Here is a 15,395-nt window from a genome sequence, read left to right as displayed (position 1 = left end):
TGAATAGGAGCGATTATTTACTTCCTTGTTTCAATAGATCCACCTGCTTTTGCAAATCAATTACGTACAATGTCAATTCTTCAATTTTCTTAATCATCTGTGCTGATGTTTTACCAATTTCCAATCCTTCACTTTCTATGATGGCCCCGGGTGTTACTTCAGGAAGATGTTTGTTTGTTTTTATAAATGCCTCGACGTCGCTTAATGCAGGTAACTTGTAATCATCAGCAAAAACGTAGTCGCACCAACCGGTGGAAACCCGTACTTCCTTAGCACGCATTGGTCCACAGACATCCAATTTATATGCGGGATTTGACGTTCCAATTCCGACAAGCTGCGTACCTACATCGGCAAGAATTACGTTTGAACCGGTCTGTCCACCTCTTATGTAAGTATTCTCGTTTGCACCATTGCAAAAGTGGGAAGCAAAACCTGTATTAGTACCCCAAAAGCTTGCTGTGGTTGATGTACCAGGCTTGAGAGCTACATCTAAAGTGCTTGATGCGGCTGTGTAATTGATTCCGACAGCTCCTGTTGGATGAATTACGAGAGCTGTAGTGCCTGATACATTCTGATCTGAGGCAGTTGCATTAGTTGATGAAGCAAAATGCATGACTCCTGAAGTCGGGTCGAGAGAAATCTGTGCTCCATAACCAGCACCTAACGACTTCCAGGTGTTTGACGCAACGTATGAATTAAATCCGATACCGGGCCAGTTCTGAACCAATGCAATTCCAGAAGACCCTTGTCCGAAAATAGCATTTGTTTTTCCCACATTACCTTGTACAACAAACTTAGCTCTGCTCGGATCACTTGTACCTACACCTACATTTCCGGATTTTTGAAAACTCCCCGGATAGGCCAACAAGATATTTCCGGCAGTAAACGGTGATGCATTTGAAGGAGCATAAGCGTGAATGTTAAGATCATTAGCAGTATTATATAAATAGGATATACCGTTAAGTGTGAAATTACCTGAATTAATATTCACATAATTACTTCCACTATTGATTGTCAATACATCCGAATTACTTATTTCATTTCTGATAACATAATCGGGTGTTCCATTTGCATTTACTGTCAGTCCCGTTTTCCATTGAGGAACTCCGGTCTGCATATATTTTATTACAGCTTCAAAACCATTTGCAGCCCGATCAACAGAAAGTTGCGCACCGGCAGCGGTTGATTTAATCAATACATCCGACAGCGTATTCTTCTGCACCTGAAATAATGCTGTAGGCGAGGATGTACCTATCCCCACCTTACCGTTACTTCTAAAAGTCATACGTACTGCATTATTAGTACGAATTTTTAAATCATTTGCATCCGTCGTTCCAAGAAATTGGTTAGTCGGATTGGTTCCGGCATTGCCAGTTACATTCCAGGTTTGCGCTGATACTTTGTTTGCAGTGAGGAGCCCTGAAATGATCAAAGCTGCTGTGAAGAGTGATTTTAATTTCATAGTGATTAGTTTATGCAGTTATACTTGAAGATTAGATTAATATAAATTGTTATATTACGCTACAATATTAGCGTCCTGTTTTGTTGCCCACACCTACATAAAAAGGTGGGATGATAAGTTTAAAGTTTAAGGTTCAAGGTTTAAGGTTCAAAGTTCAAGGTTTCACTCGCCACGTGACCGCGGGAGATAAATGCTTGTTTCTTAATATACGAGATGATCCCATTACCCCCTATCCATCGGACTTTTATCTGACGCGCATGGTATAAGGTTAAAGTCTAAAATTTAGGGGCTAATTTCCCACAGCCAGGGGTTCCCTAAAGTCTTGTCAGATTCACATCTCGCGTCATTTTCACTTCACCCTTAACGATTTGAAAAATGACGAGACGAAGTGAGAAATGACGAGAGAACAAACTTACTGAGAACTAAAATCGAAAAAAACAGATGAGCTATTGAATGTAACCGGCAGCTTGCTCCAGGTTTCGATGGTGTTGCGCGTACGAACGACAATGTAATAATTTCCTCCAAAAATTGAGTTGGGATAATTTACGGTTGCCAACCCGCTTGTATTTAACATGACTCTATTGCTAACAATAGTAGTGAATGAAAACTGATCATGTAATTCGACGGTGATAGAATCACAAGAGGTATTCAATAAAGTTGCTCCTGCATTGAATAATACGGGTTGCATCAACCCTCCACCTGAATAATATCCTTCAATAAAAAGTTTGAGATTGAGGACCATAAATCCTTCGTCAATTTGTCCGTTGCAGTTATCATCAATGCCGTTACTAATCTCGGTTTGGCCGGGCCAGACCATGTTGTTATTGTCATCGCAGTCACCACCATTTAATACGTACCCGGGAGGTTGTGCGCAACTTTGTATGGTTGGCGAAGAACCAAAATTATCCCCATCATTATCAAAATACCAGATTGTAGCTACTACGCCTTCATCAATTTGTCCATTACAGTTATCGTCTATACAGTTACTTATTTCGGACGCGTTTGGCCAGATGTTGATGTTACTATCATCGCAATCGCCAGGGGTAGTCACAAAATTCGGGGGTGGTGGGTCACAGGTTGTGAGTGGAAATATGATGTTGCCATAATTGTCGCCATCATTGTCATAATAATACGTAACCGGGTTAAAGCCTTCATCTGTTTGACTATCGCAATTATCATCGATTCCATTGCAGATTTCAGGGATGCCCGCATTTACCGCCGCATTAAAGTCATCGCAATCGCCAAGGGCAATTACAGGTGATGGATGCCAACCTAAACCGGGACTCGTGCAAGCGCTTTGTGAGCTGGTATAGTATTGGTCATTATCAAAATCGAGATACCAGGTTGCAATTGTATTCACATTTACGGTGGTGGTTGCCGTATTTGTACATCCATAATTACCGGTTGCTGTAACGGTATACATGGTTGTTGATGTGGGAGACGCGGTTACTGAATTGCCCGTGGTAGGTGAAGTTGCGGGAGACCAGGCATAAGTTGTGGTGATTGGTGTAACACCACCCGTTATGGTAATATTATAATCTTCTGTTTCCCCAAAGGTATAGGTTGCGCAAGGGTCCAAGTTATACGTGCTGTATGCTTCCCTGATGCGCAAACGACATGTTCCGTTTTTCGCCCATGTCGGCACAAAGAAAAGTAAGGATGCCGAACCGAATGCAGTATTGATATCACCTGATTCTCCCAATTTCTCTAAGGGACCATACCAGGTTCCATCACCATTGTAATCGATCCAGGCAGCCACATTGTTAAATGATGTAAAACTGCCAACATTAATCGTGAGGTAATACCCATTGCCTGCAGTTAAAGTGGCTGTAGTTCCACCTGATTGTGGGAATAAAGTGTAAAATGGAGGTGCAGCCGCTCCGGTTAAATTACTTAATGAGGTGCTAAACATGTAAACACTGCTGATATAATCGCCACCACTTGTCCCCGAAGTATATGCAGGTTGACAATAATTTATTGCATCCGCACTAACAGAAAGATTACTTGACCCCCCTGCACAAATTGAAGTAGGACTTGCAGTCGCAGTAAGTGCAGGCGGTAGAGTAACCATTACCGGTGCACTTGCAGTAGCTGTGCATCCATCCACATCGGTAGCTGTTACGATGTAATTGACAGATGATGTTGGATTAGCTGTTACGGAACTTCCTGATGCCGGAGTAGTCGCAGGACTCCAGGTGTAAGCAGGCGATACATTATTTACACCTCCGGTAATGGTAATGGTGTAATCTTCTGTTTCTCCCGAACCACCAAGTTCACAGGATGCCAGATAATAGCCATCGCCGGATAAACGAATACGAAACCGTGTAGCACCATTTTTTGCAGATAGTGGAACAATAAAGGTCATAAAACTTGAAGTAGAAGCACCTATTGTTCTTTCTCCTATTTTTTCTAAACCTGCATTCAGATTTATATTATTATCATAATCTATAAAGGCGGTTACCATATTGTTGCCCGCCGTACCTGTCTTTAAAAATAGTTTATAGGTATGCCCTGCGATTAGGGTTGCAGTTGAATTGCCTGATGCCGGGAAAAGCGTATAATACGGGGTGGAAGATGCGCCGCTTGAAAATAGCATAACAATGGTACCAAAGCCACCCAGCGTAACATCGTTTATTTGAATAGAGGACATATAATTACCCATATTAGTACCGGCGCCATAAAAAAACTGGTTGCAATAAGCAGAACCCACATTTGCAGTAAGTGTAGTGGCCCCACCCGGGCAAACTACAACGGGTGATGCAGCTGCGGTGATGTTCATTGAATTTACAATTACAGGATTTGTTTTAGCAGATGCAGTGCAACCAAATGCATCGCTAACGGTGACAGTATATTGTTGTGAGTATGACGGTGATGCTGAGACAGAGGCACCTGAAGAGGGCGAAGTTCCTGATGACCAATTGAAGACAAGCGGTATTGGCGGCAGACCATTGGAAAGGGTAATGAAATAATCTTCTGTTTCACCATATACCTCTGTATCACAGGGTGAAATATTGGTACCTCCCCGTACTTCCCGAATACGCATACGGGTTAAACCATTGGTAACAAAGAATGGAATCCAAATAGTACCACTGGTTGCTCCCAAATCGGGATAGGCTCCATAGGGTCCCACTTGTTTTACTTTTTCATTATCAGTAAACAAACTATCCCTATTATAATCTATCCATGCGGCCAGGTAATTGGAAGACGCATTTGTTCCCGCAGCTAATCTTAACTTGTAATATTGTCCTGCCGCTAAGGTAGTAGTTGTGTTGCCACTGGCAGGGTATTGGGTATAATAAGGATAGGGTGCCCCTGTGGTAATATTATCAAAACCGGTCGGGCTCAAATTATCATTTAATATAACTACTCTTCCTATATAATCACCCGCTGAAGTGCCGGTAGAATAATTTGGTTGACAATAAGTAACAGCTGCTGTAAGATTGGCTGTGCTGCCTTCACAAATCATTGTTGGTGTTACATTCGTATTAATAACTGCATTATAGGGAGGGTGAATGAACATATAAATTTTACCAGAACTCGTACTATTCGCATAAAATGAACATGCCGGTGTAAATACCATGACACAACGAATACTGTCATCATCGTTCAATGTACTTGTTGAATAGGTACTGCTATTTGCACCAGGTATAGTTGTGCCATTAACTATCCATTGATAAACAGGAGAGATTGCATTGACAGGTGTAGCTGTAAAAGTAACCATCTGTACCGTACCCTCACAAAAATTGTTGGCAGAAACAGAAATGGAAACCGTAGGGGTTGGTGGCAGGTTTTGTGCAGGGCCTACACCTACTGCGCACCAGGCATTGGCAGTTTGTAAAGCTTCGTTACTGTTGACGCCATACAGATCCTTTGCTGCCTGAATAGAAGCCAGACGGGCAAGTCCGTAACCGGAACCCGAAGTAAGATTAACCATACATCTATAAGCGATCATCCGCGCTTTGTTAATACCTATTCCTTCTACGCAATACGGAAAATTGAGATCATTGGTACCTGCACCACCCACTGATAATAAGTAAAACCAATAATTCTGAACACCGCTGTTGGTATGCACACCACAAAAATCATTGCCGCCAGATGGTGTACAAGCGGGTCCAGGATACCAGTTAGTTCCTAAATAAGTATCGGGCTGACCTTTATCATTAGGATTAATAAAGCTTCTGATAGTGTCTAATTCTCCGGCACATACCCAATCCGGTGAACCTAATGTCCAAGCTTCAATGGCTTCGCCCAGGCAATCCGCAAACGATTCATTCAATGCGCCTGATTCACCGGCATACGTAAGATTGGAGGTAAAATGAACCATGCCATGCGTATGCTCATGACCAACAACATCCAAGGTAATGTATGGACTACTGCCATCTGCATTGCCACCAAATGAAACTGCTTGTGTAGCATTTCTATAAAATGCATTTCCCGTATAGCCGGGATTTAAGTATGTTTTATAGTCATGCCCGATATTATCATATCCTTCCCTGCCATGTATGGTTGCATAATAATTACGGACTTGTTGCCCGCTAAAATGAGCTTGAGCGATGTATTGTCCAAGTGGTGTATTGGGCCAATTATTATCTGCATCGGTATAGTAAACAGCGCCTGTACCATTGTCATTTCCATTGCCGTTTAATGTTTGAACCTGTGCCGGGTTACAATCGCCTAATGATAAATAATTGCCTGAAAACAAATATGTATAAAGCGTACGGGGTCCATTCCATAAGGTGGTGCTACTTCCTGCATTGCATGCAAAAGTCAAGGGTATCTTGTTTGCCATTGCTCCGCTGGCTGCATCAACATAGACATCATAAGATTCCGTTGCAGGGTTTACCGAAATGCTATATTTCCAGCAAAGGCGGTACACTTTATTTTCTTTCGTATGTCCGGGTAAGGCAATATACATTAATTCGCCTTTGGGGTAAAGACTTGCTGACGAATCTTTTTTTGTTTTCCGGTAGTTCGCTTCTGCCTCGGGATTTAACCATAAATAGTCCACCGATTTTATTTCTTTTAAAGCAGTTTGGAGTCCCTGGTTTTCGTTGATTAGCACAATGGAACTTTGCGGATTTACCTGCATATACATTCCATTGATGTACTGTACCCGGCCTCCCTTTTCGTGAATTATCATTTCGCCTTCCATTACTTTGTAATTATTTACAAATTGCTGATAGCGGGAATGAGTAAAGTTTAATTCATCTTGCTCGGCGCGGACTAAGCGCATTTCGCTGTTAGGTGCCAGGTCAAGTACGGAAAGATAGTTTTTCAGAAATTCTTCCGCTGTAATATTGATTTCATTTTTGATGGTAAAGAATTCCAACTCTGAAGTGGAGTCCGTGATGGAAAGAAATTCTTGATTTCTGTTTTGTTGCGCATCTACACTTGGCGAGAGCAGGAGCAGAAGGAATAGCAGGCAGATGTTATCTTTTTTACGCATATTGATTGGATATAATCCTTTCATCGGATTTAGGTATGAAAGCAATCAAAAATAAGTGGGATAACGGTATTTCGATCCCACATAAATATGTGGGGTGCACTGCTCCGATTGATTACCTCGGCTATTAGGACATCCTAAAATAGCAGACTCACCTATAGGTGAGTATTGAACTCAGCCTAAGGAGAAAAAACAGTATTTGTAACCGGCTGCTAGTTTTTAATCAATTTTTGGGTAATTCTTTGTCCATCCACATTTATCATACAGAAATAAATTCCTGTTGCAAAAAGTGCTGTATTTACCTCTATGCTTTGAGCAACTGATGCTGTCGTAGGATAAATAATTTTTCCGGTAACATCCGCAATTTTTATCTCGGATTTGGTATACATCTCATTTAGATTAATGATAAAATAATCATCAGCCGGGTTCGGATAAATGGAAACATTGTTTGGCTCCTTAGTGCTTTCTAAAGCTGTTAAAGTGTTACCGAGCCTGGCAACAAACATATCCCAGTTACCTGAAGCGGAGATATTCGTTAACGCGATGGGGCCAAAAGAGGCAACAGGGCTGCCAAAGCGTCCTGTTATGTACACATTATTTGTAGGATCAATTGATACGGATAATGCTCCGTCGCCACCGGATCCACCTGCTTCAATAGCATATACAAAATTGCCTGCGCTATCTAATTTAGAAATGTAAATACCGAAAAAACCTGAGGGTGTCATATTAAATACTCCGGGACCCGGATCGAAGTCGAAGGTAGAGCGGAACGTGCCGGTTATATAAACATTAGCAGCGTTATCTAATGAGAGCCCCCTGCCAAGATCGGTACCCGGGCCGCCAAACGTTTTTCCCCACAAATAATTTCCTGAATTATCGAGTTTACAAACTAACACATCTTCTTCTCCATCAAAAGAATTAACTATGACTGTTGGGGTGCCCGGGTTGAGGTCAAATGTTCCTAAAAAAAATCCTGAGAAATAAATATCTTTAGCAGCATCCAAAATAATTGAAGTACCATCTATTGCAGCTAGACCAACTAACGCTTTTGTCCATGCAAAATTACCGGAGCTATCCATTTTAGAAATAAAAGCATTGGTTGCACCTATCGGAGCAGTCAGGTTAAAACTATTAACGCCCGGATCAAAATCAACTGTACCAGTAAAGGATCCGATAGAATAAACATTGCCGGAGTCATCAGTAGTTAATGCCGTAGCATAGGCATCACAATTGATTCCACCAAAGTTCTTTGCCCAAATAAAATTGCCGGAACTGTCCAACTTTAAAATATATGCATCAGCCAAACCAGTAGGCGTTAAATTAAAGACACCAACTCCGGGATCAAAATCAACTGTTGAGAGAAAAAAACCGCATGTAATGATGTTATTATTATCGTCAATAGTTATGGCCTGGCTTTGATCAAATTCTATTCCTCCCAATGATTTCGCCCAAATAAAATTGCCGGAACTATCCAACTTTAAAATATATGCATCGTAATCACCTGCAGAAGTTAAATTGAACGTAGGGGTGCCGGGATTAAAGTCTGCGGTAGCGAAATAATAACCAGTTAAGTAAACATTAGCCATATTATCAAAGGCGATGCATGAACCCTGTTCATTAGAAAGACCTCCCATTGATTTTGCCCAGATAAAACCACCGGTTGAGTCTAATTTCAAAAGATAGATATCGTTGCCTCCAACGGCCGTTAAATTAAATATGGCCGGACCCGGGTCAAAATCCACAGTTCCTTGATAATAGCCTGTTGTGTAAACATTGCCCAAAGTATCAGTGGCTATATTTAAGCCCACATCATCTCCTGTGCTGCCTGCACTTTTTGCCCATTGCCAATTAGGAGTTTGCGCGTTTGAATTCAAGTAACATAAGGATGTAAGAAATAAAAAGGTGAGTTTGAGTATGTGCTTTTCCAATTTCATTTTAGGTTAGTCCGATTAGATTTACTTCCGCTGTAAAATTCGCATTTATAAATGAGCTTTCCCCTACATAAAAAGGGGGGATGAGCGTTTAAGGTTTAAAGTTTAAGGTTTAAGGTTTAAGGTTTAAGGTTTAAGGTTTAAGGTTTAAGGTTTAAGGTTTAAGGTTTAAGGTTTAAGGTTTAAGGTTTAAGGTTTAAGGTTTAAGGTTTACCATGAAGCGTATCGCTTTTCGCGATTCTGCTTCATGGTCGCGATTCTGCTTCATGGTTTTCAGTCGCCGAGTTAATACTTCGAAAATGCTAAATGAGCTCTTAATCGGCTTAAATACTCTCTGGAAATCTGTTTTCCTGTTGAAGATAAACATCTAAAAGTGCAATCCATGTAAATAAATAGCCAATGATAATCGAATCCAATTTAATAAAGCGAAAATAAAATACCGCTATACAAACAGAAATAACAAGCTGTATGGTAAAAAGGAGAAATTGAACTCTTGTGTACTTTTTAAACCTAAACAATTGTATAATAGCATTTATTGATATCACCAATAAGCCAGAGAAAATTATAATATTGGCTCCTTTCCATTGCATATATTTAAAAAGGCATCCCAATAAAATCAAAGGCAACAACCATATCCATTTGTTATTTCGATAGTCTGACCGATTTAAATAAACATAATATCCTAACGTGGTAATAACAATCGTTCCGCCGGAGACTTTTAAGACTGCATCTGCAAAATAATAGCCGGAAAACTTAACTACAAAACTGATCACCACAAGTGCTCCACCGAGCAACACATAATTCCATTGCTTACTACTGGTCAGCTTCTTTGAAAATAACACAGCCACAATCCCGGAAGTCCCGGAAATGTACAATGAAAAATTCATTAGTACATCTGAAATGTCGCTCTTAGGTAACACTATTGATATAATTAAACCCACAAAAGAAAACAGAAATGCAACAAAGAAGAGGACTATTATTGGATTTAATCTCATGCTATTTTTGATTAAATATTTAAATGATTATAAAAACTGGCTTAACAATATCGCGGCATAGTCAACTCGATTTTCGTCCCATTATGAGGCGAAGAACTTATATTGATTTCGCCTTTAATTTCCTCCGCACGGTGTTGCATGTTGCGTAAGCCTCCTCGGTGCTTTACTTCATCTTCATTAAAGCCTATTCCATTATCTTCTACCTTCAAGTGAATACTTTTCTCATCAAATGTTAATGACAGGTTAACTTTTGAAGCAACTGAATATTTTGAAAGATTATTAACCGCTTCTTTAAAAATCAAGTACATATTATTTTTAACATCCATTGTAAGTTTGCAATCCATTTTTTCTTTGGGGAAATTAAAAGTGTACTCTATATTTTTAGCTTCGAGTATTGTAGTTGCATATTCTCTCATGCGGCTCATTACTTCTTCAATAGTATCGTTACCAGGATTAATGTTCCAGATAATATCACTCATATTATTTAATAATCGCTGACTACGTTCATTAATTTTTTCTAACGATGCTTTTGTTTTTTCGGCGTCGGATTGTTTAAGATTGTTTTGTGCTGTTCTGCTTAAAATATTTATGCTACTCAAGGTGCTCCCAATATCATCATGCAAATCGCGGCTTAACTTACTTCGCATACGTTCCATTTCCACTGTGCGCTTTAACTTATTTCTATTAATGATCACAAAAATGAGAAGAAGCAATAAGATTGATCCGGCAATAAATGAATTGCGAATTACTTTTTGCTTTTGAAGTTGTTGTTGAACAAGTGCATCTTCCTTATCCCTCTCTACCTTGGAGATAGCTTCCTTCTTACTAAAATCATACTGCAATTGCTGTTGCAGCAAGGTTCTCTTATCCTCCTCCTTGTTCACACTATCACGATAAATAACATATAATTTATAATGTTTCAATGCTTCCTCAAAATTTCCTTGCAAACTATCGAGTTCCGACAAACTATTATAACCACAATTAATAGCTTCAAGATCATTAATCTCGATGGCAATCGACAATCCCATAGTAATGTAATGATTTGCCTCTTTTACCTTCTTTTGCAAAACAAACACATTCCCAATGTTATTATAAGTTATCGCGAGACCTGATTTATCCTCCATCTCCTCTTTGCCTTTTAAAGAAACGAAATAATTCTTCATAGCTTCGGAATAATTGCCTTGTAAAGAATTAATAACACCTATGTTTTCGGATGTAGATGCTATACCACGTTTATCCCCGAGTTCCTTTTGTATGCTTAGAGCCAAAGAATAATTTTTCAACGCTTCGACCTGATTATTCTGAGCATTATAAAGTGTTCCAATGTTATTCAAAGTATAAGCAGTATTAACTTTGTCGCCAAAACTTTCAAAGATTTTCAAAGCTGAGAAGAAATTTTTTAATGCTTCGGGATAGTTCTCTTGTTCAGCATAAATAATTCCAATATTAATGAATGAAACTGCAGTATTTCCCTTATCACCAACTTCCTCCAGAATTTTTAATGCTGCGAAATAATATTTCAGCGCTTCGGGATAATTAAATAATTCCGTATAAATAATACCCAGGTTATTCAAAGACATCGCCACACCTTGTTTATCCCTGATTGCTTCTCTAATCTTTAAAGATGCGTTATGATTATTCAACGCCTCCAAATAATTAACTTGATGCCAATTAATAGTTCCGACATTATGTAAAGTATATGCTTTTTGTTTAAGAATAAAAGAAGTATCCTGCGGATTTCCTGAATTGAGCATCTGCTCATATAACTTTAATGCAGACTGACAGTCCTTTAACGCTTCTTCATAACTTCCAATGTTTATTTTACCGGAACTCATTTGTAGAAACGCTTCTGCCATACCCATTTTATAATTCAAATTTTTTGCAAGGTTGAGGGCTTCGTTGCCAAAATAAATTGCAGCATTCGGATCCTTACCCAAATAATCATAGGCATAGTAATTTAGGGTTTTCACACGACTCGTATCTTTCTTACCTCCTTTTAAACCGGAAATAATAGAGTCAATCAAGTGCTTGTTTTGTCCAAAAGAAGGATGCTGGAAAATCAATACAATTAACAAAATACTAATTCTTTTCACCATAAACTGAATTTTCTATTTTCGAACATTTAACTTATCTGATTCGACGGCACTCATTATCCTGAATACTGACATAATTTTGACGGCTATCCGGGATTCGCGTTGCATCTTGAAAATAAATCCCTATATTAATTTTTTTCGTTAGTACATTCGTTTGCCCTCAATGACAATTCTCAACTATAGTCCATAAACTCGTCATGGGATCTGGGGCGATGTTACCCCTATAGAAGCAGTATTTAACGGGCACGAACTTAACGATTGCCAATCTATCAACAAATTTAACAATATCGCGGCATAATCAACTCAATTTTCGTCCCATTATGAGGCGAAGAACTTATATTGATTTCGCCTTTAATTTCCTCCGCACGGTGTTGCATGTTGCGTAAGCCTCCACGGTGCTTTACTTCATCTTCATTAAAGCCTATTCCATTATCTTCTACCTTCAAGTGAATACTTTTCTCATCAAATGTTAATGACAGGTTAACTTGTGAAGCAACTGAATATTTTGAAAGATTATTAACCGCTTCTTTAAAAATCAAGTACATATTATTTTTAACATCCATTGTAAGTTTGCAATCCATTTTTTCTTTGGGGAAATTAAAAGTGTACTCTATATTTTTAGCTTCGAGTATTGTAGTTGCATATTCTCTCATTCGGCTCATTACTTCTTCAATAGTATCGTTACCAGGATTAATGTTCCAGATAATATCACTCATATTATTTAATAATCGCTGACTACGTTCATTAATTTTTTCTAACGATGCTTTTGTTTTTTCGGCGTCGGATTGTTTAAGATTGTTTTGTGCTGTTCTGCTTAAAATATTTATGCTACTCAAGGTGCTCCCAATATCATCATGCAAATCGCGGCTTAACTTACTTCGCATACGTTCCATTTCCACTGTGCGTTTTAACTTATTTCTATTAATTATCACAAAAATGAGGAGAAGCAATAAGATTGATCCGGTAATAAATGAATTTCGAATTACTTTTTGCTTTTGAAGTTGTTGTTGGTTGACAACATCCTTCTTCTCCTGCTCTACCTTGATTAACGCCTCCTTTTTACTAAAATCAAATTGCAATTGCTGCTGAACTAATTTCCTTGTATTCTCTTCATTGTCCAAACTATCGCGATAGGTAATATACAATTTATAATGATCTAAGGACTGCTTAAAATTACCTTGCGCACTATCCAACGTTGCTAAGCTAAGATAATTAAATTTTATATCTTGAATATTACCATTCTCTTTTGCAATCAATAAGCCCTTACGCAGATATTGGCTCGCTGCGCTATAATTTTTCTGAAGCCGATAAGCATTGCCCAGGTTGTTATAGGTAACCGCAATTCCCTGATTATTGCCTATTTCCTCTTTTATTTTTAAGGACTTAAACAAATACATCAAAGCATCTTGATAAATATCTTGATACATATAGATAAGACCGATATTTTCATAAGAATTAGCTATACTATGTTTATCCCCAATTTCCTGTTGAATTTTTAAAGCCATAAAATAATTCTTTAATGCTTCATCGTACTTTCCTTGATCATCATAAACTGCACCTATGTTGTTGAAAGAACCAGCAATGTTTCTTTTATCCCTTAATTCTTTAAAGATTTTTAAAGCAGTAAAATAATTATTTAACGCTTTCTGAAAATTGCCTTGATCTCTGTAAATAAGTCCGATGTTGATGTACGAAGCGGCAATACTCTCCTTATCTCCAATTTCTTCAAAACTCTTTAGAGCGGCAAAATAATTCTCTAATGCTTTGGGATAATTACCCAGATTCGAATAAACAAGTCCTATGTTGTTAAGAGAAAAAGAGATTCCCTTTTTATCCTTAATTCCTTCTCTGACTTTTAAAGCAAGTAAATGATACTTCAACGATTCTGTTAAATTTCCTTGATACCAATAGATGATTCCCATGCTATTAAAAGTTCTACCTTTTTGAGTCAGGATTCGAGGTCTATGAGTCGATTTTTCGGTGATCAGTAGTTCATCATATAATTGTAAAGCATGGTTACAATATTTCAGCGCTAATTCATAATCTCCAATATTCGTAGTTGGAATATTCAACTGCAAGTACACATTGGCAATTCCCATTTTATAATTAATCGATTTAGCTAACTCTAGCGCCTTATTACCAAAATAAATTGAAGTGTCTGGATCATTATTTCTGAATTCAGAAGCAATGGCATTTAGCGTATTTACCTTTGCCGTATCAGTCTTGTGAACTTTTAAAACTGTGAAGAGTGAATCCAAAATTCTATTTCTCACATCGTCTTGGGCAGACACCCCGCCCATCATAAGACACAAACAACCAAATTGAATAATTAATATTTTTTTCATCGCAGAAACTATTGTGAACTTAATATTACCAATCAATTAACCCCTCTTAGCGTTCAATTAACCTGAAAGATAATTCAATTGAATCAAAAAAATAATGGAAGCATTACATCATTTTATTCTGTATTGCTTTTGCCACTGCTTCGCTTTTTGAATTTACATGCAGTTTTGTGTATATATTTTTAATATGATATCGTAAGGTTTCAATACTAACTTTCATTTCAGTAGCGGCCATCTTATAACTATAGCCTCGAACTAAAAAGGACAGTACATCATGTTCTCGTGGCGTGAGCGCTTGAATTTCAACCGAATTTTGGAAAGGCTGCGAAAAGAGTTTCAACACTTGTTTTGCTACAGATGGTGTCATAGGAGCCCCTCCTGTATGCGCTTCATGAATGGCTTCAATCATCTTTTCGGGAGATGTATTCTTCAAAATATAACCACTGGCCCCAAAACAAATCGATTGAAAAACACGATCGTTATCATCAAAAACGGTTAACATTAAAACATTTACTTCACTGCCCTCCGCTCGCAATTTCCGCAAGCCCTGCAAGCCATTTTCAACAGGCATATCAATATCCATCAACACCACATCGGGCTGGAGATGCTGTACATTTTTAACAACGTTCTTGCAATTATGAAACACTCCAACCAAATCTATTCCTTCCGCATTATGAATTAACTCACTCATGCTGTCCACGAAATCCAGATTATCTTCAAAAATAATCACTCGAATTAAATTCATATTTAACTGTATTTTAATATATTAATTCATTACAACGCTGAGGTCAAAATAACTGATAAAAGTCCGACACTGTACCTACATAAATATGTGAGTCTTATGATTCAACCTTAACTTCCTCCATATTTTAATATTTCTAACAGATACATTCTGAACATTTCTGACAATGAATTAAACTTTAGCTGCTATTGGGATTGAACCCTCGACTTCTAAAACACCCCCCTCTTCAAGCACTTGCCTTTATGAGAAGCAATTGCGGTGATGAGACCTTTGAGCAAGAACCACAATCACCTGTTTCTTACCTGCAAATTAATATAAAAAACCGGAATTGACAAAGAACCTTATGTTAAATGGAAAATCCAAGTTATCTCGAATAACACCATTTAT

The 15,395-nt window shown here is 38.3% G+C and carries 7 protein-coding genes; all 7 read right to left on the bottom strand.

The window, feature by feature from the left end; all coding sequences use genetic code 11:
- Positions 1-13 precede the first annotated feature (13 nt).
- On the bottom strand, positions 14-1,462 hold the full coding sequence (locus tag IPJ86_17390; GenBank protein ID MBK7888995.1) for a hypothetical protein: 1,449 nt from the start codon (positions 1,460-1,462) through the stop codon (positions 14-16).
- A 412-nt stretch (positions 1,463-1,874) separates the two neighbouring features.
- Positions 1,875-6,908, bottom strand: a complete 5,034-nt coding sequence (locus IPJ86_17385; GenBank protein ID MBK7888994.1) for a M4 family metallopeptidase — start codon at positions 6,906-6,908, stop codon at positions 1,875-1,877.
- Positions 6,909-7,117: 209 nt separating this feature from the next.
- Complete coding sequence (locus IPJ86_17380) at positions 7,118-8,833, bottom strand: T9SS type A sorting domain-containing protein (GenBank protein MBK7888993.1); 1,716 nt, start codon at positions 8,831-8,833, stop codon at positions 7,118-7,120.
- Positions 8,834-9,159: 326 nt separating this feature from the next.
- Positions 9,160-9,831: a hypothetical protein gene (locus tag IPJ86_17375; GenBank protein ID MBK7888992.1), complete on the bottom strand. Its 672-nt coding sequence runs from the start codon at positions 9,829-9,831 to the stop codon at positions 9,160-9,162.
- Between the two features lie 41 nt (positions 9,832-9,872).
- Entirely contained in the window at positions 9,873-11,927 is a 2,055-nt protein-coding gene (locus IPJ86_17370; protein MBK7888991.1) for a sensor histidine kinase, read from the bottom strand.
- Positions 11,928-12,202: 275 nt separating this feature from the next.
- A complete protein-coding gene (locus IPJ86_17365; GenBank protein ID MBK7888990.1) occupies positions 12,203-14,269 on the bottom strand; it encodes a sensor histidine kinase in 2,067 nt (688 codons plus the stop codon).
- A gap of 103 nt (positions 14,270-14,372) precedes the next feature.
- Positions 14,373-15,011: a response regulator transcription factor gene (locus IPJ86_17360; protein ID MBK7888989.1), complete on the bottom strand. Its 639-nt coding sequence runs from the start codon at positions 15,009-15,011 to the stop codon at positions 14,373-14,375.
- Positions 15,012-15,395: the final 384 nt, after the last annotated feature.

It is taken from the genome of Bacteroidota bacterium, assembly GCA_016713925.1.
GTDB lineage: Bacteria > Bacteroidota > Bacteroidia > AKYH767-A > OLB10 > JAJTFW01.
This window is presented reverse-complemented; position numbering and strand designations above follow the sequence as displayed.